This is a genomic window from Chamaesiphon minutus PCC 6605 (assembly GCF_000317145.1).
GTDB lineage: Bacteria > Cyanobacteriota > Cyanobacteriia > Cyanobacteriales > Chamaesiphonaceae > Chamaesiphon > Chamaesiphon minutus.
This window is the reverse complement of sequence record NC_019697.1, coordinates 1,269,931-1,289,142: the sequence shown is the minus strand read 5'-3', so window position 1 is coordinate 1,289,142 and position 19,212 is coordinate 1,269,931. Positions and strand designations below refer to the sequence as shown.

The window sequence follows — 19,212 nt, the reverse complement described above, 5'->3', positions numbered from 1 at the left end:
TGAAGATTTAACTTTCCCAACAATACCAGGATAGGTAAGATACTGATTTATGCCTTACAGTAGCTTCACGATCGCTCAAGTTAAGCGACAATTTCAAATCGAGGTGGTCACTGAGCCGTTCTTTAATAATGTACCCACACTTACTCCTGGTGAGTGGTTAACTACTCTATTAGCAAAATCAGCTCCGCTGGCTGTGACACTGGGGACTGAGAAGGTGCGATCGTCGTTAGACGACGCGCAAGCTTCGGAGTTAATTATTGCACCATTGTTGTTTGAATTTCGAGAATTACTCGATCGTCAGGTCAGTTTTTTCTCAGGCACAGATTTCAGCATCGATCTAGAGTCAGGACTAAACGGAGTCTGTGATTTTCTTCTGACTCGCTCGACTTCTGAAGTGAGTATTGAAGCTCCAGCGATTATCATCATCGAAGCTAACAAAGGGGAGTTGAATGCTGGCTGGGGGCAATGTGCGGCTGAAATGATTGCCGCTGTGAAATTTAATCAAGCTAATGGACAAGAAGTACCGACGATCTATGGCAGCGTTACCACCGGAACGATGTGGCAATTTCTCAAATTGACAGGGCAAATTTTAACGATTGATGTTACTGAATATCCACTCGATCCGATCGACAGAATTCTGGGTATTCTCAAATTGATGCGATCGATCGAACGACAGTCATGGGTAAGCGCGATTATGCGATGCTAAGGTTGCTCTGGGATAATGCCTTGAGGCGTGCTGAGGTGTGTGGACTCGATCGAGTAGATTTTCACGCCCTAGAGGCAAGATTGATGCTCAAGGGCAAGGGGAGAATCGATAAAGAACCGATCGATCTGGCTCCTGCCACAGTTGAGGCGATCTCGGATTGGTTGGTGAGTATGGGCGAAAGTAGAAGTCCAGCTTTATTTGTCTCTAGTCGAGATACACGGATAAGTGTCGATCGTCTCTATCTGATCGTCGGGGGATTGGCTGAGGCTGCGGGAATCGAGCCTCGTTCCGAGGGGCTACGCCAACGGGTGGTGAGTCCGCATAAGATTCGACACTCTAGCATTACTGCATTACTAGATCTTAATGGTGGGGACGTGCGCTCGGCTCAGGCGCATTCTCGGCACAAGAATTTGGCTACATTGATTCGCTATGATGATGGGCGGCAGCAGTTGCAGGGTAAGGCGGCGAAGACGCTGGCTGATGCAATTTTGGAGCGAGGTGTGGATTAGAGAATGGGGCTTGTATTTCTACAAATCACTCTGGAAGCAATTCTTGTCGATTCCTTTTTTTAGTACACCAATCTCGCTCGATTTGGGGCAAGTTTGGGACCATTCGGCTGTTTGCTACTGTACTAAAAAAAGGTTGTCTCAAAAAGCTTACTGAGTATCCTTTTCACTAGATGCCGCCTTCACCTTTTGTACGGTAGCAGGCGATACCCCAACAGCAACAGCAGTTGCTCGAATCGATAAACCTCGTGCTAAGGCATCTAGAATCGTTACAGACGAGGGTTTTGCTAGAAAGTCATCATCTGTCGTCCTACTACCGCTTGGTCTACCAACATGACCGCCCCATTGTTTGGCTCGTTCCATACCAACTTTAATTGCCTGACGACGCTGCTGCGATCGTTCTACTGCCTCAATTTCGCATTCGACCTGGGATGGTAATCTATTTAACAGATCGCATTCGACGCTGGACAGATCCTTTACTTCAATCCGTCTGAGTTCGCGTAAAACCGATTTACTCAGCTTTTCATCGAACTTAAAATATTCACTATGCGTACCGATTCGATAAAGATATCGTTCGTATTTATAAATAAAGTATCTCTCCAGATTACCACGATGTAACCAAGTATCTAATATTTCGATCTCTACTGTTCTAAAGTGACTGTTGAGATCTGAATTTATTTCTATAATCCGTTCCGGTACCGTGCGCCCAGTCACGCCAATTTTATAGAATTCTTCACCATCTGCGGTAACTTTTAAATAGTAAAGATGGTTGGCTAATGCCGATCTAATCCGATCGCGATAAATCTTTAAATCGATGAGAAAATCTGGGTAATCGATTTCTTTGGGTGTTGAATGTAAATTAAACCTGATAAAAATAATCTGAGTCAGTTCGCAATAATTAAATATTAGACATCTTGCGCTTACACAATCGACAATTGAAATATCTTCATATCGATAGATATGAAAAGAGTAAATTATCTTCACAAATCTATCTATTTATAGATGTACTTATTGATTATATAGTTGATATTTTTGGTGAAATTTAAAAATTATAAATTAGAAAATATTAAGTATATTCCCTCACAAGATCCTCATGTTATTAATCTAATATCTGTATTTACTACTTGCTGTTGTTAAAATATTAAGTATATACCTTGAGATTTTAATAAAGACCGCTACGATCGAAGCGATCGTCAAATAGCAATTTAATAGCATCACCAACAAGTCTTACAAATTTAATATCCTTCACAATAATTATCATGATTTTAGAAGCAGCAGATCTATATACTGATGTGAGTACTCGACCTAACATCAAAACGTCCAGAGTCGAAACCCTGGCTAAACTCTATTTAGATAGCGAACCTGCCCAAATTGATGATGCAACGCTCGTCGAACTATGTGATTGGTTGTGGGGTGAATTTCAAACTACCCCACTCAACCTTGAATTCTCATGGTATGAACGTTACCAGAATGCCGCAGAAATGTTTGCCGATATCAAGCAAAGTCATCTGTGGGTGTCTGCTGAAAATTACGATACCAGCCTGGGTATCAATCCAATTTATAACTTCATCCTCTATGCAGTGCATAACCACGACCACTATCGCACTCATAGCGATTTTAGTATGGAGGGGGAACTCGCAACTTACAATGCCACTGCTAAACGCGCTCCCAGTCTAATTATTCAAAAGATTATCTATTCTGAAAGTGTGTTGCGACCTGCTGCCTATCTATTTCTGGGACATGCACCGACATCTAAAATTGTCTTTCTATAATCGATGCGGCAAGCTGTCAATTCTAGCTAACAATTATTGAGGCAAATGAATCTGAGTGCTACAAAAAATCTTAATTGCAACTGGTGACTCACCAGAGTCGGCAGAAGTTTTCAAATCTGGACTCACACTCGCCCAGAAATATGGTGCCCAGATCTCGGTCTTACATGTCCTCAATCTCTTTCAAAATGGTTTTGAGTTAGTAGGTACTCCAATGATGGGTGGTACTTATCCAATAATGAACGATCTAGCAATTCAACAATATCAGAAAGAACTACAAGACCGCGAACAACAGGGGATGGAGCGGTTAGAATCTTATGCAAGAGAGGCTATAGCAATAAATATTAAAGTCGAAATCTTTCAAAATCTTGGGGATGCCGGACGCACGATCTGTGAAACAGCAAAAAACTATGCGGCAGATGTAATTGTGATGGGACGTAACCAAAAATCGATGTTGAGTGAGATTTTTTTGGGTAGTACTAGCAACTATGTTTTGCATCATGCACCTTGCTCGGTATTGGTGATTCAACAGAAATCAAGTATGAATTAGCTCTGTTAAATATTACAGATTAACTAAATTTTTAGGAGAAAAATCGTGTTAGATATCGATGAAATGGGACAGGACGAGATCCATGAATTGCTACATAAAGTGGGGTATGGTCATTTGGGTTTTATCCACGAGGGTAAACCTTGTGTAATGCCGATGCACTATTATCTCGAAAATGCCAATATTTACCTATTTACAACCGTTGGCATGAAGACTCATGACATAGACGCAGATCCTGATGTTTGTTTGCAGGTTGAAGAGTTACATAGTCCTGAACATTGGCGGAGTGCGTTGGCGTAGCCTATCGGAACGATAATCGTGATGGGTCGAGCCAAACATCTGACGGCAAAACCAGAAATAGACCGAGTGATGAAACTTGTCAAACAGCGTGATGCTAACCTTTCCCCAGCAATTAATCGAACTTGGACTGACTCCTGGGGACGTGCGGAAGTTATTTCGATTTATCAGATAGAATCGGATCGAATGAGTGGTCGCACGACTGATGGTGTCAGCAGTCAGTGAAGTTTAGATCGCGGATCTGGCTTCCTATCTAGAGAATTAGATTGAATCTTATAGCTCAAAAACTATCCTGAAAAAATTAAATCGAATAATAATTTTTAAGTGATTTTTATCTTATTTATAATCTACCACTATTGATAGAGACTAAATTAGTAAATTGGGCTTAGTATGAACAAATACTAATGTATTTACAAATAATTTTTAGCAGTACTACGCGCCAAACTTTAATCGGCCAATGTAAATTTTTGTAGATTTTTAAGTAGCTATACCAATGATGGCATGAGGATTCATCAAATCATTTAATTAACATAAATGAGAGAAAAATCGATCGTAATCCAATCAGCTAATTCAGCTCATTACAGCCATCGAGAAAGCGATCGAATTTCTGGACTGGATCTAGCTTTAGTAGCGGCGATCGGCATTAGTACTTCGATCGCGATCGCCGTTCTTATTTATGCTTATAGGTCAAAGAGACAGCAGGACTCATTCCCGCCCAAGCAGTCTCAAGCTATTTGCGATCGCTGTAAATATTTTAACGATAACCACTTTCTGCAATGTGCGCTCCATCCAGCAACCGTGCTCACTGAAGAATCGGCTGACTGTCTAGATTATCGATTAAAGATTAAAGCAAAACGACTTGGAAAATTGCAAAGAGTACTGCTCTCAATCCAAAAAGTCTTTTTCTAACCGAACTATCAAAAATAACTAATATTTATGATGCGAGGAACTGTTCTATGCAACCAGATTACCTGATTATTGGCAGTGGTTTATCAGCAATGAAGTCGAGAAAACTGGTGCAGGCTTGAAAATAGTTGCGCCACCACTGAAACCGAACGGCTTGCCGTCTGCGACAGCAATCGAACTAATCAAACATCCCAGTGAGGTCTGGAGTACTGTCTGGAACCTCAATAGCACCCTTCAGGATGTATTTGACAAATTCCAGCTTCCTCAAGCCGCTCAGACGCTTTTAGCCCTACAATGGCTAGATTTTTTACTACCACCAAATCAACTTTCGTTCTTTGCCTGGGTGGCATTATTTCGAGGTTATCAAGCAGGCGCATTTTATCCAACTCAGCATTTTGAATCTGTAATTAATTCGTTGGTTAAAGTTATCGAGTCTCATGGTGGAGAGGTACTACTCAACCATGAAGTCACAAATTTTAAATTTATAGATAAAACAGTGACGGGAGTTGAAGCAATGAATCTCACCACCCATCAAACCGCAGAATTTACGGGTAATACAGTTATCTGTAATATCGATCCGCAACGAGCTGCCAAACAGATCGGGTTAGATAAGTTTTCCGAAGCTGTCCGCCGCAAACTCGACTATGAATATTCGGCATCTAACTACATGGTTTATTGCGTCGTCAAAGATCTCGATCTGCGCGACTATGGATTTGGCAAGTGGAATGTCTCCCATACCGGACACGAAAGTCTGAATGAAGCTTTCGCCCAAATGTACGATCGCCATGACTATTCTAATCCGAGTTTTGCTATCACCACGCCTACTTTGCTGACAGAGGCGAGTCGGGATTGTCCGGCAGATTGTCAGATTGTCGAATTTCTGACTGTTGCTAATTATGCCTACTTTAAGCAATTACGGGATAGCGATCCTAAAGCTTACAGGCAGAAAAAACAAGAGATTTTAGATGCGATTCTCGATGTGGTGGAGAAACATTATGTGCCGAATTTTCGGAAACATCTGGTCTTTGAGATTACAGGTAGTCCGACTACTAACGAACGCTATTGCTGGTGTCCTGAAGGGAATTCTTATAGGTCTATTTTGACTCCACGCAATATGGGTTTGGGGCGATTGAATCATGAAACTTCACTCGATCGTTTTTATTTCTGCAATGCTTCATCTGGTTATCCAGGTTTTGCGCCGACGGTTTGGACGGGGGCGTTGTTGTATCAACGATTGTCTGGGGATGTGGTTTTAGGGGATGGCTGAGGCGGCATAATCGGGTTTGTTTGATTTGTTGTGGAGATCCAACCCACCCCGCCCTACGGGCAGCGGAAAGTGCGGTCTTGGGGTTTCCCCTGTCTTGACGCACACAAACGGGAGGTTCCCTCCCGTTTGTGTGCGCCGCAAGTAGAGCACCTTTCCAAGACACCCCTCCGAGGAGGGGATTTTCACCCAGCTCCTCCTCTCCTAGCGGAGACGCTACGCGAACGGAGGGGATTTTTCGCATTACATAACATTAATAATTTAGAGGTTAACACATGAAAATTGCAGTAATTGGTGGTGGTGCGAGTGGGATGGTGTCAGCCTATCTACTCGACAAACAAGGGCATCATGTCACCGTATTTGAACGACAACCGATGTTGGGCGGACATATTCGGACACTGAATAAAAACGTCCAGCCGAATCAATCCGATTGCACCGAAATTCTTGAATGTGGCGTGCTAGAATTTCCGACGGCATTTACAGATTTTATCGAGTTGATGACAGAATTGGATGTCGAATTAGAACCTGTGAATGTAGGTTCGGGGATGTTTTTTAATAATGGCGATCGCTTTTTATCTTCAGTCACAACTAATAATAACTTTTCAGGTATTCACCGCCTCATCGAACATTTACGTTTTGATACCCTTGATGCGCGTTCTGCTAGCTTATGGTTGAGAGTCCAACGTGCTAATCTAGAAAATTTAGCAGATCTCCCTTTATCAGCATATCTAAAAAGTTCAGGTACTCGCGATACTTGGTTGAAATTGCTAGTTATGTATAGTTACTCAATTCCGTTTGAACTAATTAATGATTTTCCAGCAGAATTAGCGATTCCGACTTTGCGTGCTTATATTTCGACTAACTGGGTACGGGTTAAAGGTGGTGTATATACTTATATCGAAAAAATCTTAGAGCGATTTAAAGGTGAGGTTGTACTGGGTGTGGAGATCGATCGGATTTTGCGAAGTCCTGATGGTGTTAAAATCATGATGTCTACAGGTGAAATTCACGAGTTCGATCGAGTCGTATTTGCTACGCCACCAGACCAAATAATGGCACTACTCGCCGATCCAACGGCTGCCGAAACTAAACGATTTTCTGATTGGAAAGCTAACCATATAACTAGCGTAGCTCACAAGGATGCTACTATGTACGATCTCTTTGCTATCCATAAACCCTCAGAATTTGATTTCTTTCAAACAGATACCCGCTGGGGCTATAACGGCTATCTCAATCAACTTTGTGGCATCTCATCACCACAGCATTATTTCCTCTCATTCCAACTAGAAGAATTAATTGCACCAGAGCAAATTATTCATACCCAAGCACATCACACTCCGATGTATACCACTGAATCTTTTCAATATCGCGATGAAGTGGTTGCGACTAATGGCGAGAATCATACCTATCATGCGGGAGCCTATCTTGGTGATGGTTTGCATGGGGGAGCGATTACCTCTGCTGTACGAGTCGCCGAATTAATTGGTATGAGCCAGGAGTCTATTTCCTCAGTCGAAAGCAAACGAGAGCGGATTTCGTTTGCATAGATGACGATCTATTCAAGTTATATCTCAAAAAAGCTCGCATAATATGCGAGCTTTTTTGAGATTGTTTTTAATTTTCGCCTACCCCTTTTGACTAAGACTATGTTGGAAGAATAAGATTAAAATCTGTCAATGTGCAGATAGGCAAAATAGATGATTTCGGCTAAGTATAGCAACTAAAATTAACAAAGTAATGAATTAAATGTTAAGATAAATGCTTCTAATAATGATTAATAAAAAATACTTTCCTCACGAAATCCTCACAACTCTAGCTTAGGATGAAAGTCAATAAGTTCAGATTATGGATTTATTAAATAGTTATTTTGGTTGCCATTTGATACCAGAGTAGCTGACTGTAAAAGCTTCGGTATAAAACGATAGCTTAATAGGATGTTTTTTTCTTCGGTGACGATACTAACGACAGGTTTTGTAAATTTAGTTTATTGGCTAAAACACCATGAGTACTGCAATCGACAACTTCACAAGTCAACTGCATGACAATCTAACGGCAGTTGAAGATCGGGCGAAATCGCTCAAACATAATATCAAATCTGCGACCAAAAAAAATCAAACTGAGATTCAATCGAAACTCGATGAAGCTAAAGCCAGCCTAGCAGCGAAGAAACAAGAATTCGATGATTACCGAGCCAAGCTCAAAACCCAATTTGAGGAAAAAGAATCTGAGATGCAATCGAGTGTCGATGAGTGGAAAGCGAATCGTGAGGTTAAGAAACTCGAACATCGGGCGGAAAAAGCTGAGGACTATGCGGCTACATCTGTCTACTTGGCACTAGCAATGATGGAAGAAGCAGAAGCAGCAAGTTTAGAAGCAATTTGCGATCGGATGGATGCTGAAGCCGCTAATGGAAATTCCAAAAAACACTAGATCGAAGATTGGGTAACTAATTTAATTCAAATAATCACTTTACGATCTGAGGACATAAAAATATGGCATTTACACATACAATCGTCGCTCATTTCCCCTCCCATACTGAAGCCGAAACAGTAGTACGGGAGCTGCAACGACAAGGCTTCGATATGCAGAAACTATCGATCGTCGGCAAAGATTACCAGACAAACGAGCATGTACGCGGATTTCTAAGCTGGCAAGATACAGCCACAGCCGGAGCCACAGGAGGTGTTTATTGGGGTACCTTCTTTGGTGGTTTGTTTGGGATTTTAGTTGGTGCTGGCGTGATATTTATTCCTGGTATGGCTCCGCTGATCATTGCTGGGCCGATTACTGGTGTATTGGCAGGGTGGTTGGAAGGGACTTTGGTAGGGGCTACTGGTGCGGCGGCGATCGGTGGTTTAGCAGGTGCTTTGGGCGGTTTGGGTATCCCCAAAGATGAGGTGCTCAAGTATGAAACCAAAATCCAAGCAGGTGAATTCATCATCTTGGTGACAGGTACCACTGAGGATGTCACTCAAGCCAAGCAGATGCTCGACAAAATCAGTCATGGCATCAGCATGTCGGTAGCAGCATAGGAACTGAAGTAGGGGCAATCCATAATTGCCCTTACACATTTGAGGCATCGTCGAACAGAAATTGAAACGCAAGGAAAAATCCAAATGCAGATTCAAACTTCAAGTTCAAATAATCGCAAAGAGAACAGTCAGCCTATTTTGCATCAGCATGGGCGGGAAATTCAACAGTTTGGCACCCTCCGAAATTTGCCACTCGCACTGGGCAGTATTGCCCGTGAGGAAAGCTGCGAACAACTCAACCAGATTCTCGCAGACAGCATGATTCTCTATAGCCTCTATAAAAAACATCATTGGTTGATGCGGGGCAATACTTTTTATCAATTGCATCTGTTATTCGACAAACATGCAGGCGAACAACTGGAGTTAATCGATACGATCGGCGAACGAGTGCAGACATTAGGCGGTGTGGCGATCGCCGATCCGCGCCATGTCGCTGAAGTAACTAAGATCGATCGTCCGCCCAATGGTGTGGAAGAGGTGCCCGTGATGTTATCGCGCTTGTTAGAGGCACATGAGTCAATTTTGCGGGAAGTTCGGGAAGGAATTATTGCCAGTGCTGCCAATCACGACGAAGGCACGAGCGATTTATTGACGAGTGACGTGTTGCGGACAAATGAATCACAAGTCTGGTTTATCGCCGAACATCTAGTCGATACGCCACTAGTTCGCAGCTAAATTTCCATCTAACCCATTACCCCAACAGGAGCACGAACATGGCAAGAATCATTGCTGAAGGCAAGACTTTTGAGGTTGACGAAGGCACTAACCTCCGCGAGGCTCTGCTCGCGCAAGATATCGATCTCTACAATGCTGGCGCAAAAATCTTCAACTGTCACGGACATGGCATCTGTGGTACTTGCTTGGTACAAGTGGAAGGATCGGTTTCAGTACCGACAGCAGCAGAAACACGACCGACGCTGCTTCATCCGCATGTGAATGACAACAAACGGCGGCTGGCTTGCCAGACTAAGGTGCTGGGCGATTTGCTCGTGACCAAATTTGATGGATATTTTGGGGATGGGGACGAGTTCGTCTGGACACCTGGCGGATTGCTGGCAGCCCAGCGTTGATATAGCCATAACAATGTTTGATGACTATTTTAGCGATCGGCACAGGTATTCTGGACACCGATTTTATTTATGAGGAGTAGACGATCGTGACAACGATGAAAGCAATCCGCATTCATGCCTATACCCTCGATTACATCCACGCTGCTGCTGTACCGTTGGCGGCAATGACCGCTTGGCAAACATTCTTTGTTAATTGATGCCCACCAAATTGAAGTAACTGTCGAAAAAACTTTTGAACTCGAAGCCGCCGCAGCAGCCCAAGAATTCAGCCAGCACGGTCATCCCTACGGCAAGTTGGTGTTACAAGTCACTCACTAATCTCAATTTTCACTACTAGGAAATAAGTAACATGCAAACTATTACCAAAAAGACTGACGCAACACTGAAAATTGATGTGCTTGCCGAACTCAAATATGAGCCGAGCGTAGAGGTTACAGACATTGGTGTCTTAGTCAAAGATGGCACAGTGACACTCAACGGCTACGCCACCAGTTATGGCGAAAAATGGGAAGCCGTCCGCGCGGTAAAACGGGTGGCAGGAGTAATCGCGATCGCTGACGACATCGAAGTCAAACTAGCAGGTTCGCTCCAACGCACGGATGGAGATATTGCCACCGCCGCCGCACATCAAATCGATATTGGCACATCAATTCCCACAGGTATCGTGCAAGCAACAGTCCGCGACGGCTGGATTACCTTAGAAGGCAATGTGGAGTGGTGGTATCAGAAGAATGCTGCCGGACAAGTCGTGCAGCATCTAGTCGGTGTCAAAGGAGTATCTAATTTTATCGAGATTGCCCCCACACTCAATGCAGCAGAACTCGAAACAAACATCCAAGCGGCGTTTAAACGCAGTGCCGTGGTAGATGCCAAACACATCCGAGTAGAAACTTCGGGAAATAAGGTCATCCTGCGTGGTGACGTTCGTAACTATCAAGAGCGGGAGGAAGCCGAACGAGTCGCTTGGGCAGCACCAGGAGTACTCACCGTGGCAAATCATCTCGAAGTGAAGTGGCCTTTTTTTGGGGAATAGGATCGGTACGGAACGAGATTTTATGGGAGAACTGTGATGTCAAGAGAGAAAAAAGGCAACAAAGAAGCCAAAAAGCCTAAAGCACCACTGGATGCAACTAAGAAGCAAAAGAAAGATCCCAAGCGGTATGACGGTAAGCCATGAACAGCTCTAACCAACGTTCCGATCCAGATCGCCAAAGGCAAATAGCGACTCTTGCCGCCGTGCTGGTGAGTATTGCAATTAATACTTTATCCAACGTCTTTCCACTCAATGGAGTGAGCATTGGCAATCTTTCCAATACTTTATTTGCATCTGTCCAGATTATTCCAGCTAACTATGCCTTTGCGATTTGGGGATTGATCTATATCGGTTTGATTGCCTTTGGTATTTATCAACTCCAGCCCAGTCAGCGAGAAAATCCTCGATTACAACACAGTGGCTACCTACTCGCGATCGCCTGTATCGCTCAATGTGCCTGGATCTACCTTTTTCTTGCCCGTCTATTCCCATTATCCAATCTAGCGATGTTGGGGATCTTAATACCGCTGATGGTGATGTATCAACGCCTGGAGATCGGACGGGAGCGGGTTTCGCGGCAAGAACGCTGGTTTATTCACCTGCCGATTTCGATCTATCTCGGCTGGATTAGCGTTGCGACAATCGTGAACGTCGCCATTGGCTTATACAGCCTCAACTGGGACGGCTGGGGGATTGCGCCGAGTGTGTGGACGGTGGTGATGATGACGATCGTAGGCGTAATTGCGGCTGTTGTTAGTCTTCAACGCCATGACACTGCCTATGTGCTGGTAATTGTCTGGGCACTGGTAGCGATCTCGATTCGGCAAGCAAACACGCCCCTAATTGCGATGACTGGCTGGGGACTAGGGATCGCCTTGACGGTACTAAACTTTGCTAATGAACTTAAATTTCGCTCAAAAATTACCACTAATAACTAACTATGAATAACACGATAAGAGCGATTGAAAAGACTGACATGGAGCTAAAAGATGATGTACTTGCCGAACTCAAATACGAGCCAATTGTCAAAGTTACAGACATCGGTGTCTTAGTCAAAAATGGTACGGTGACGCTCAATGGTTACGTCAGTAGCTATGTTGAGAAATTGGAAGCCGTACAGGCAGTTAAACGGATTGCCGGAGTAAAAGCGATTGCGGATGACATCGAGATCCAGCTACCCGAATCCTACCACCGCACTGATGGAGATATCGCTGCCGCCGCTACCAACCAAATCAATTGGGCGACATTAATTCCACCAGGAACCGTTCGAGTCACTGTCCGTGCTGGCGAAATTACCTTAGAAGGCGAGGTAGATAGCTGGTTTCAAAAGAACGTTGCCGCAAACGTCGTGCGGCACCTGCTGGGTGTCAAAGGAGTATCTAATCGACTCTCCCTCACCCCGCCACCTCAGATGAACATCGAACCCACGGTGAAGCCAGTGGCAGTCGAAAGAGCGATTAAATCGGCGTTCAAACGCAGTGCTGTGGTGGATGCTAACAAGATCCGCGTCGAGACGAATGGTAGCAACGTGGAACTCTCTGGCAACGTGCGGAACTTGGCTGAACGAGAGGAAGCCGAACGTGCTGCTTGGGCTGCGCCAGGGGTATTTTCTGTGGACAATCAACTTACCGTGAAGTGGTTTGAGCGTTCGTAATAACGCTTTCAATTAATGTCAACACCACCATTATTTACTAATTTTGAGGATTTTTAAGATGAAATATATTTCGACATTCTTATCCCACCTGCGCCCCATGCAGATGTTCATGTCTGTTTTACTTGTTGCTGTAATGTTTTTCGCCAGCGGCTGTAACGGAGAATCAGCTAAGGAGGCATCAGCAAAAGCAGTCCGAATCGAGAATATTAAACGTGGCTATCCTCCAATTGCTAAGAGTGATTCGACCGATGGCACAGTCCAGCTAGACAAGATCGAACAGAATACCGAAAAAGCAATTGATAAACCAGCGACATCGCTGAAAACGATCGAGGAACGCTCTAAAGGCGCATTAAATGAAGTTCAAGGTAATGCCGATCGAAATAAAATGAGCAATCCTAGCAACTCTAAGTAAATGTCTCGATCTCTTGACATCTAATGTTTTAGGAGAAAACCAATGAATACTTTATCTTTCGATAAGCAACTCGCTCATTCAATCTTTTGTCAACAAATCCAAGGCGTTGAGATCGAAAATGCTAAACAATTACTAGTCGATCTACATCTAATCTACCTTTCACAGCAGGCGACAATCGCCTATCTGACTACGCAAAATATCTTCAATTCTCTAACTACGCAAGATCCCTTCAACGATCTGAACTAGCTAGAAATTGACAACTATATCGATTCAAAAAACACATGTTAAATCAAATCGAACTAACCAAGACTGTACCTCAAGAACGCTGGGGTGAATTCTTCGACCAGTTTTCTGATGGAAATCGGGGGCGACATATTTCAATTGAAATCATGAATCCCGAACTAGGCGATGAAGAATTGATTCAGAATGCACCATTAATGGCAATGGTTTACGATCGCCCTGGAAAAGGCAACGATCTCGTAATTGAAACAGGTAAAGATGAAGTCACCTACGCTCATACCGTCGATGCACCTACTGAAGTATTAACCGGACAAAGCGAAAGCGGACGGATGCTGGCGGTTTGGATTAGTGATGCTACTGGGACAAAAACATTAATTAAGTTACAACCAGTCGAACCATAGAAATTAACTCCCAATAACACAATTAGTAATTGAATAGGTGAACTGATGATTTTCACAAATACTACCTTAGATCTAGTCCTGCCTGTCGGCACTCGCGACCATAGCCAAGGAATGCTTGCAGCTCCGATCGTCTTAGTTGAATACATCGATTATCAATGTCCTTATTGCGCTCAAGCTGTCGGTATCGTCCGGGAGCTTCAATACGAACTTGGGGAGCGATTATGTTATGTCGTGCGGCATTTTCCACTCATCGATCTGCACTTTCAAGCCATGCGAGCGGCATCAGCGGCAGAGGCAGCAGCAGCTCAGAATCAGTTTTGGCAGATGCACTATTCTTTGTTTGAGTTTCCATCTGCTTTAAGCGAGACAAATATATTCCATTACGCCCGCAAGTTGGGATTAGATAGCGATTTATTCGATCGCGATCTCAACAATCAACATCACTTTCGACACATCGAGGAGGATATCAAAACGGGGATAGAAAGTGGCGTAGATAGTACGCCGACATTTTTTATTAATGGGATTCGTTACTTTGGGAACTGGGATACAGTTTCATTATTAAATGCGATGCCCCATCACGGTAGCTACGCCAACGAGCATTACTAATTCGATCGATCGTAGTTCGCGAGTCAAAATTATGTTGCTCCTTAGCCATTGAAAAATAAATCGTGAAAGTTACTACACCTAAACCTAAGAAAATTACACTTGTTAGTTCTAGCTGGTTAATTCCGCTGGCGATTATAACGATCGGACTGGGCACCTTTGCCGTTATCTTCCCTTTATTTGCCGCTCTCGATGCGACATTGTTCTTTGGCTTAATATTCATCCTCGCTGGAATTATGCAAATCTTTTATGCTTTGCGATCGTGGGGAATCGGTCAAGTATTTTGGAAGCTAACTTTAGGCGGCTTATATCTCGTCGCTGGCATTTTTGTGACGATCTATCCGCTCTCAGGTGTATTTAGTGTCTTCACTTTAGTTGTCGGGAGTACTATTTTTGCCCAAGGGCTGATTCAAGTGTCGCTCTCGTTGCAAATGCGGCGGACTATCCCTAATTGGTGGTGGATGTTATCGAGTGGCATCATCGGCATTATTTTCGGTGTTTATATTTGGTCTAGCTCAATCATGAGCGCAGCTTGGTCGATCGGAATTTTAATTGGGATCGACCTTTTGTTTGATGGCTTTTGGATGCTGATGCTGCCTTCGGGACAACGACGCGCTCTCAATTTACAGAACGGAGTTGAGTAGATTTCACGACCCACACGCGATCGCGCACATGGAGTTAAATGTCTGAGATTCAAAACAAAGTGGTTATCATCACCGGAGCTAGTAGTGGACTGGGTGCAGCCACCGCCGAGCGACTGGCGGCTAATGGAGCCAAACTGATGCTGGCAGCTCGCCGGGAAGATCGACTCAAAGAAATGGTGGCGGCGATCGCCAAATCGGGCTGGACGGCAGATTACCTCGTCACCGACGTATCCGATCGCGCCCAAGTGGAAGCCCTAGCACAAAAGACTTTGAGTACCTACGGTCGCATCGACGTACTAATCAATAACGCTGGATTGATGCCGCTCTCGCCGCTGGATGCGCTCAAGGTAGACGAATGGGAGCGGATGATTGATGTCAACATCAAGGGCGTTCTGTATGGAATTGCGGCGGTGTTACCGACGATGCGCCACCAAAAATCTGGTCACATTATCAATTTATCCTCCGTGGCTGGACATACGGTATCTCCATCGGGGGCGGTTTACTCTGCGACTAAGTTTGCAGTCAAAGCGATTTCGGAGGGAATGCGGCAAGAGTCGAAGGGTGAGATTCGCTCGACAAATATCTCACCTGGAGCGATTGCGACGGAGTTGACGAGCACGATTAGCGATCGAGACACAGCCACAAGCACGAATGCCTATTATGCAAAGACCGCGATCGATGCGGATGCGATTGCGCGGGCGATTGCTTATGCCATCGAGCAACCACTGGATGTCGATGTCAATGAAATCATCATTCGCCCCACTCATCAAATTTAAATTCGAGATTAAACCACATTTTTTAGGGGATTAATTGATATGAGTAATTTATCTAAAGCGTACTTGTTAGGTGGTGGAATTGGTTCTTTAGCAGCCGCCGCATTTATGATTCGCGACGGCGAATTTTCGGGCGAAAATATTACGATCCTCGAAGCGAAGCCTGTTATGGGCGGAAGTTTGGATGGAGCGGGGAACCCAACAGACGGTTACTCCTTGCGGGGCGGACGGATGTTAACAACTGATAATTATGAATGCACTTGGGATCTGTTTAAGTCGATTCCCTCGTTGACTCTACCAGGTAAATCGGTATTCGATGAAACGATCGAGTTTAACGAAAAGTACAAGTCACATGCGATGGCGCGATTAGTCGATCGGCGGCGGGCAAAAGTGCCTGTAAAATCGATGGGATTTGCGATGCACGATCGTCAGGAACTATTACGACTGACTGAGGCTAGTGAAGCTGAATTAAGTAATAGTTGCATTACCGATTGGCTGTCTCCAGAATTTTTTGAGACTGAATTTTGGTATATGTGGGCGACGACATTCGCTTTTCAGCCGTGGCATAGTGCGATCGAGTTCAAGCGGTATTTACATCGTTTTATGATGGAATTCTCGCGGATTGAAACCCTTGCTGGGGTGAAGCGCACCGTCTACAATCAGTACGATTCTTTTGTGCGTCCCTTGCAAAGTTGGCTGGCAACTCAAAATGTCCATTTTTATGTAGATTGCCAGGTAACGGATTTAGAGCGACACATCGCCACAGATAAGTTGGTAGTCACAGGTATTCATTATCAGCAATTGGGTGAAAATAAAACCATTGTTGTTGAAAATGGCGATCTGGTCTTTCTCCAAAATGGCTCGATGACTGACGCTTCGAGTCTGGGTTCGATGACGACTGCGCCGCCGCAGCTAACCAAACAGGATTGCACCAGTTGGCAGCTATGGGAAAAGTTAGCAGCGGAAAACTCCGGTTTTGGACATCCATCTGTATTTAATAGCAGTATTGCTGAATCTTGCTGGGAGTCGTTTACTGTCACGCTCAAAAATCCGGCATTTTTTGACAAGATGTTCGAGTTTAGCGGTAATGAGGCGGGAATTGGCGGATTGGTGACGTTTAAAGACTCTAATTGGTTGTTATCGATCGTCCTCGCTCATCAACCTCATTTTATCGATCAACCTGCTGATGTACAAGTGTTTTGGGGATATGCCTTGTTTCCCGATCGAGTCGGGAATTTCGTCCCCAAACCAATGGCTGACTGCAATGGTGCCGAAATCCTCCAAGAACTTTGCGGTCATCTCCGCTTCGATTTAGACACGATGATATCGGCGAACTGTATCCCTTGCCGGATGCCGTATATCACCAGTATGTTTATGCCGCGCTCGCGTACAGATCGACCATTACCGATTCCTCATAATTCCCGCAACCTCGCTTTCATCAGTCAGTTTGTGGAGATTCCCGAAGACGTTGTTTTTACTGTCGAATATTCAGTCCGAGCGGCGCAGATGGCGGTTTATGAGTTTTTGCATATCGATCGCCACATTCCGCCTGTAACCCCTCATGACAAGTCTCTGATGGTGGAGTTTGAGGCTTTAGCTAAAGCATTTAAGTAATGCGATTATACACGTTGGAGTAGCCTACGGTCGGTAATCGTCGAATTCATGTTAGTTGAAAAAATCAAAGTAATTAAAAGGAGTCCTCATGAAAGGTTATTTGCAAAATATCAGCAAGATCTCGATCGCGAATCATGATTTTCGCCAGGTACTTTATACTGCCAAACACTGCCAACTCGTGGTGATGGCATTAAAACCTGGGGAAGAGATCGGGGCTGAAGTCCACAAACTCGACCAATTCTTTCGGGTGGAAGCGGGTACGGGTGAAGCGGTGTTGGATGGCGTTCAGACACCGATACAAGCTGGTTTGGCGATCGTCATTCCAGCCGGAACAAAGCACAACATCATCAATACTGGCAGTATTCAGATGAGTCTTTATACAATCTATTCACCGCCGAATCATCGGGATGGCGTTATTCATCATACCCGCGCTGACGCGCAAGCCGATAACGAACACTTCGATGGTAAAACGACGGAATAGATCCTCGATCTAGCTCCCCAACTTCTCCAAGAAGTTGGGGAATTAAGGGACTAAATATTATGAATTAAAGGAGTTAAGATGAAAATATTAATGGTGCTAACCTCACACGACAAGCTGGGCAATACAGGCAAAAAAACTGGTTTCTGGCTTGAAGAATTCGCCGCCCCCTACTATACGTTTAAAGACGCAGGTGCGATCGTTACTCTCGCGTCACCGCTGGGTGGTCAGCCGCCACTCGATCCCAAGAGCGACACCCCAGATGCTCAGACCGAAGACACAGAACGCTTCAAGGCAGATCCCGCCGCCCAAGCCGCGCTCGCGCACACACTCAAACTCAGCGAGATTGCCGCTAGTAGTGATTTTGATGCAGTATTTTATCCTGGCGGTCATGGCCCGCTCTGGGACTTGGCTGAAGACGCATCTTCGATCGATCTCATCGAGTTCATGCTAGCCGCAGGTAAACCAGTCGCCCTAGTTTGTCATGCTCCAGGCGTACTCCGTGATGTCAAGGGTCTTGACGGCTCTTCGATCGTCAAAGGTAAGGCAGTCACAGGCTTTACCAATACCGAAGAGCAAGCAGCCGGATTGACCGAGATCGTCCCGTTTCTGGTCGAGGACATGCTCGTGCAAAACGGTGGGCATTATGCCAAAGGAGCCGACTGGCATCCTTATGTTGTTAAAGATGGTCTGCTAATTACTGGGCAAAACCCCGCATCTTCGGCACCAGCCGCCAAGGAACTACTAGAACAGCTCAGTCTGCTTGCAACTAAATCTCACTAGGCTGGACATACATGAATCTTAAATATATTTACACTCGATTGCACGTTCAAAACTATCTAGATTGTAAGCGTTTTTACCAGGATATTTTAGGCTTGAAAGTCTCTCTAGCCAATGATGCCGAGGAATATGCCGAGTTTGATGCAGGCGCAACTAAAATTACGATTCTCAATCGAGCGAGGTTGAAAGACTACGTTGACTCGATCGAATCAGCAACTTACGATCGCAACGATGCCAAGATAATCTTGACTTTTGCCGTGCCTAATTTGGATGATGCGATCGCTCAGTTGAAAGCCAAAGGCGTGGTGGTCTTCAGCAGTCCTTGGCAATTCTCAGATGACGGGCTAGCAGGCGGGTGGCTCAGTGCTGGTATTCGCGATCCAGACGGTAACATTATCGAACTCCAACAAATTCTCAGCTAAGTAGCAAATCTTCTGAATCAAAGGTGAAATACGACTAGTCTCCAGTCCCATTATTTCAAAC

25 protein-coding genes and 2 pseudogenes are annotated in these 19,212 nt (G+C 44.6%); 26 read left to right on the top strand and 1 reads right to left on the bottom strand.

Going from position 1 to position 19,212, the window contains the following annotated elements; genetic code table 11:
• Positions 1 to 49: 49 nt before the first annotated feature.
• Together CHA6605_RS05930 and CHA6605_RS05925 are read left to right on the top strand one after the other, a co-directional pair.
• Positions 50 to 706: a hypothetical protein gene (locus CHA6605_RS05930; RefSeq protein WP_015158609.1), complete on the top strand. Its 657-nt coding sequence runs from the start codon at positions 50 to 52 to the stop codon at positions 704 to 706.
• Entirely contained in the window at positions 679 to 1,215 is a 537-nt protein-coding gene (locus CHA6605_RS05925) for a tyrosine-type recombinase/integrase (protein WP_051038723.1), read from the top strand. The genes CHA6605_RS05930 and CHA6605_RS05925 overlap by 28 nt, the downstream gene beginning before the upstream one ends.
• 147 nt (positions 1,216 to 1,362) lie before the next feature.
• Here CHA6605_RS05925 and CHA6605_RS05920 read toward each other — a convergent pair whose 3' ends face one another.
• Complete coding sequence (locus CHA6605_RS05920; RefSeq protein ID WP_015158608.1) at positions 1,363 to 2,196, bottom strand: GIY-YIG nuclease family protein; 834 nt, start codon at positions 2,194 to 2,196, stop codon at positions 1,363 to 1,365.
• A gap of 275 nt (positions 2,197 to 2,471) precedes the next feature.
• Here CHA6605_RS05920 and CHA6605_RS05915 point away from each other — a divergent pair, with 275 nt between their 5' ends.
• The 24 genes and pseudogenes from CHA6605_RS05915 (at position 2,472) to CHA6605_RS05805 (ending at position 19,151) form a co-directional block, all read left to right on the top strand.
• Complete coding sequence (locus CHA6605_RS05915; RefSeq protein ID WP_015158607.1) at positions 2,472 to 2,984, top strand: hypothetical protein; 513 nt, start codon at positions 2,472 to 2,474, stop codon at positions 2,982 to 2,984.
• 55 nt (positions 2,985 to 3,039) lie between these two features.
• Positions 3,040 to 3,531, top strand: coding sequence for a universal stress protein (locus CHA6605_RS05910; protein WP_015158606.1), 492 nt, complete (start codon positions 3,040 to 3,042; stop codon positions 3,529 to 3,531).
• A 45-nt stretch (positions 3,532 to 3,576) separates the two neighbouring features.
• Positions 3,577 to 4,050 (top strand): annotated as a pseudogene (locus tag CHA6605_RS37090) (pyridoxamine 5'-phosphate oxidase family protein).
• A gap of 309 nt (positions 4,051 to 4,359) precedes the next feature.
• Complete coding sequence (locus CHA6605_RS05900) at positions 4,360 to 4,734, top strand: hypothetical protein (RefSeq protein ID WP_015158605.1); 375 nt, start codon at positions 4,360 to 4,362, stop codon at positions 4,732 to 4,734.
• An 88-nt stretch (positions 4,735 to 4,822) separates the two neighbouring features.
• Positions 4,823 to 5,998: pseudogene (locus CHA6605_RS05895) on the top strand (phytoene desaturase family protein); the annotation flags it as partial.
• Positions 5,999 to 6,270: 272 nt separating this feature from the next.
• Positions 6,271 to 7,542, top strand: coding sequence for an FAD-dependent oxidoreductase (locus CHA6605_RS05890; protein WP_015158604.1), 1,272 nt, complete (start codon positions 6,271 to 6,273; stop codon positions 7,540 to 7,542).
• Between the two features lie 454 nt (positions 7,543 to 7,996).
• Positions 7,997 to 8,425 carry a hypothetical protein gene (locus tag CHA6605_RS05885; RefSeq protein WP_015158603.1) on the top strand — a complete coding sequence of 143 codons (429 nt, stop codon included), beginning with the start codon at positions 7,997 to 7,999 and terminating at the stop codon, positions 8,423 to 8,425.
• A 62-nt stretch (positions 8,426 to 8,487) separates the two neighbouring features.
• The gene (locus CHA6605_RS05880) at positions 8,488 to 9,027 is read left to right on the top strand and encodes a general stress protein (RefSeq protein ID WP_015158602.1); all 540 of its coding nucleotides are present in this window, start codon (positions 8,488 to 8,490) and stop codon (positions 9,025 to 9,027) included.
• 84 nt (positions 9,028 to 9,111) lie between these two features.
• Positions 9,112 to 9,702 carry a Dps family protein gene (locus CHA6605_RS05875; protein ID WP_015158601.1) on the top strand — a complete coding sequence of 197 codons (591 nt, stop codon included), beginning with the start codon at positions 9,112 to 9,114 and terminating at the stop codon, positions 9,700 to 9,702.
• 38 nt (positions 9,703 to 9,740) lie between these two features.
• Positions 9,741 to 10,097 (top strand): 2Fe-2S iron-sulfur cluster-binding protein, encoded by a 357-nt coding sequence (locus CHA6605_RS05870; protein ID WP_015158600.1) that lies wholly within the window; start codon positions 9,741 to 9,743, stop codon positions 10,095 to 10,097.
• A gap of 186 nt (positions 10,098 to 10,283) precedes the next feature.
• On the top strand, positions 10,284 to 10,415 hold the full coding sequence (locus tag CHA6605_RS32550) for a zinc-binding dehydrogenase (RefSeq protein WP_086936174.1): 132 nt from the start codon (positions 10,284 to 10,286) through the stop codon (positions 10,413 to 10,415).
• 31 nt (positions 10,416 to 10,446) lie between these two features.
• Complete coding sequence (locus CHA6605_RS05865; protein WP_015158599.1) at positions 10,447 to 11,130, top strand: BON domain-containing protein; 684 nt, start codon at positions 10,447 to 10,449, stop codon at positions 11,128 to 11,130.
• A 140-nt stretch (positions 11,131 to 11,270) separates the two neighbouring features.
• The gene (locus CHA6605_RS05860; RefSeq protein WP_015158598.1) at positions 11,271 to 12,068 is read left to right on the top strand and encodes a hypothetical protein; all 798 of its coding nucleotides are present in this window, start codon (positions 11,271 to 11,273) and stop codon (positions 12,066 to 12,068) included.
• Between the two features lie 2 nt (positions 12,069 to 12,070).
• The gene (locus CHA6605_RS05855; RefSeq protein ID WP_015158597.1) at positions 12,071 to 12,784 is read left to right on the top strand and encodes a BON domain-containing protein; all 714 of its coding nucleotides are present in this window, start codon (positions 12,071 to 12,073) and stop codon (positions 12,782 to 12,784) included.
• Between the two features lie 58 nt (positions 12,785 to 12,842).
• The gene (locus CHA6605_RS05850; protein ID WP_015158596.1) at positions 12,843 to 13,196 is read left to right on the top strand and encodes a hypothetical protein; all 354 of its coding nucleotides are present in this window, start codon (positions 12,843 to 12,845) and stop codon (positions 13,194 to 13,196) included.
• A 42-nt stretch (positions 13,197 to 13,238) separates the two neighbouring features.
• Positions 13,239 to 13,442, top strand: a complete 204-nt coding sequence (locus CHA6605_RS05845; protein ID WP_015158595.1) for a hypothetical protein — start codon at positions 13,239 to 13,241, stop codon at positions 13,440 to 13,442.
• Positions 13,443 to 13,477: 35 nt separating this feature from the next.
• Entirely contained in the window at positions 13,478 to 13,837 is a 360-nt protein-coding gene (locus CHA6605_RS05840; RefSeq protein ID WP_015158594.1) for a DUF5335 family protein, read from the top strand.
• Between the two features lie 45 nt (positions 13,838 to 13,882).
• Positions 13,883 to 14,443: a DsbA family protein gene (locus CHA6605_RS05835; protein ID WP_015158593.1), complete on the top strand. Its 561-nt coding sequence runs from the start codon at positions 13,883 to 13,885 to the stop codon at positions 14,441 to 14,443.
• A 62-nt stretch (positions 14,444 to 14,505) separates the two neighbouring features.
• Positions 14,506 to 15,084, top strand: a complete 579-nt coding sequence (locus CHA6605_RS05830) for an HdeD family acid-resistance protein (protein ID WP_015158592.1) — start codon at positions 14,506 to 14,508, stop codon at positions 15,082 to 15,084.
• A gap of 38 nt (positions 15,085 to 15,122) precedes the next feature.
• Complete coding sequence (locus CHA6605_RS05825; protein ID WP_015158591.1) at positions 15,123 to 15,860, top strand: SDR family oxidoreductase; 738 nt, start codon at positions 15,123 to 15,125, stop codon at positions 15,858 to 15,860.
• A gap of 39 nt (positions 15,861 to 15,899) precedes the next feature.
• Complete coding sequence (locus tag CHA6605_RS05820) at positions 15,900 to 17,471, top strand: oleate hydratase (protein ID WP_015158590.1); 1,572 nt, start codon at positions 15,900 to 15,902, stop codon at positions 17,469 to 17,471.
• 88 nt (positions 17,472 to 17,559) lie between these two features.
• Complete coding sequence (locus CHA6605_RS05815) at positions 17,560 to 17,952, top strand: cupin domain-containing protein (protein WP_015158589.1); 393 nt, start codon at positions 17,560 to 17,562, stop codon at positions 17,950 to 17,952.
• A 78-nt stretch (positions 17,953 to 18,030) separates the two neighbouring features.
• Positions 18,031 to 18,732 (top strand): type 1 glutamine amidotransferase domain-containing protein, encoded by a 702-nt coding sequence (locus CHA6605_RS05810; RefSeq protein ID WP_015158588.1) that lies wholly within the window; start codon positions 18,031 to 18,033, stop codon positions 18,730 to 18,732.
• An 11-nt stretch (positions 18,733 to 18,743) separates the two neighbouring features.
• Positions 18,744 to 19,151 carry a VOC family protein gene (locus CHA6605_RS05805; protein ID WP_015158587.1) on the top strand — a complete coding sequence of 136 codons (408 nt, stop codon included), beginning with the start codon at positions 18,744 to 18,746 and terminating at the stop codon, positions 19,149 to 19,151.
• The last annotated feature ends 61 nt before the right edge of the window (positions 19,152 to 19,212 follow it).

Bases quoted from the DNA above. Each gene is read 5' to 3' on its own strand.
- CHA6605_RS05870 (WP_015158600.1), top strand. From the start codon at position 9,741: ATGGCAAGAATCATTGCTGAAGGCAAGACTTTTGAGGTTGACGAAGGC.
- CHA6605_RS05900 (WP_015158605.1), top strand. From the start codon at position 4,360: ATGAGAGAAAAATCGATCGTAATCCAATCAGCTAATTCAGCTCATTAC.
- CHA6605_RS05810 (WP_015158588.1), top strand. From the start codon at position 18,031: ATGAAAATATTAATGGTGCTAACCTCACACGACAAGCTGGGCAATACA.
- CHA6605_RS05930 (WP_015158609.1), top strand. From the start codon at position 50: ATGCCTTACAGTAGCTTCACGATCGCTCAAGTTAAGCGACAATTTCAA.
- CHA6605_RS05880 (WP_015158602.1), top strand. From the start codon at position 8,488: ATGGCATTTACACATACAATCGTCGCTCATTTCCCCTCCCATACTGAA.
- CHA6605_RS05815 (WP_015158589.1), top strand. From the start codon at position 17,560: ATGAAAGGTTATTTGCAAAATATCAGCAAGATCTCGATCGCGAATCAT.
- CHA6605_RS05855 (WP_015158597.1), top strand. From the start codon at position 12,071: ATGAATAACACGATAAGAGCGATTGAAAAGACTGACATGGAGCTAAAA.
- CHA6605_RS05850 (WP_015158596.1), top strand. From the start codon at position 12,843: ATGAAATATATTTCGACATTCTTATCCCACCTGCGCCCCATGCAGATG.
- CHA6605_RS05915 (WP_015158607.1), top strand. From the start codon at position 2,472: ATGATTTTAGAAGCAGCAGATCTATATACTGATGTGAGTACTCGACCT.
- CHA6605_RS05840 (WP_015158594.1), top strand. From the start codon at position 13,478: ATGTTAAATCAAATCGAACTAACCAAGACTGTACCTCAAGAACGCTGG.
- CHA6605_RS05875 (WP_015158601.1), top strand. From the start codon at position 9,112: ATGCAGATTCAAACTTCAAGTTCAAATAATCGCAAAGAGAACAGTCAG.
- CHA6605_RS05825 (WP_015158591.1), top strand. From the start codon at position 15,123: ATGTCTGAGATTCAAAACAAAGTGGTTATCATCACCGGAGCTAGTAGT.
- CHA6605_RS05835 (WP_015158593.1), top strand. From the start codon at position 13,883: ATGATTTTCACAAATACTACCTTAGATCTAGTCCTGCCTGTCGGCACT.
- CHA6605_RS05820 (WP_015158590.1), top strand. From the start codon at position 15,900: ATGAGTAATTTATCTAAAGCGTACTTGTTAGGTGGTGGAATTGGTTCT.
- CHA6605_RS05865 (WP_015158599.1), top strand. From the start codon at position 10,447: ATGCAAACTATTACCAAAAAGACTGACGCAACACTGAAAATTGATGTG.
- CHA6605_RS05805 (WP_015158587.1), top strand. From the start codon at position 18,744: ATGAATCTTAAATATATTTACACTCGATTGCACGTTCAAAACTATCTA.
- CHA6605_RS05890 (WP_015158604.1), top strand. From the start codon at position 6,271: ATGAAAATTGCAGTAATTGGTGGTGGTGCGAGTGGGATGGTGTCAGCC.
- CHA6605_RS05885 (WP_015158603.1), top strand. From the start codon at position 7,997: ATGAGTACTGCAATCGACAACTTCACAAGTCAACTGCATGACAATCTA.
- CHA6605_RS05845 (WP_015158595.1), top strand. From the start codon at position 13,239: ATGAATACTTTATCTTTCGATAAGCAACTCGCTCATTCAATCTTTTGT.
- CHA6605_RS05860 (WP_015158598.1), top strand. From the start codon at position 11,271: ATGAACAGCTCTAACCAACGTTCCGATCCAGATCGCCAAAGGCAAATA.
- CHA6605_RS05925 (WP_051038723.1), top strand. From the start codon at position 679: ATGGGTAAGCGCGATTATGCGATGCTAAGGTTGCTCTGGGATAATGCC.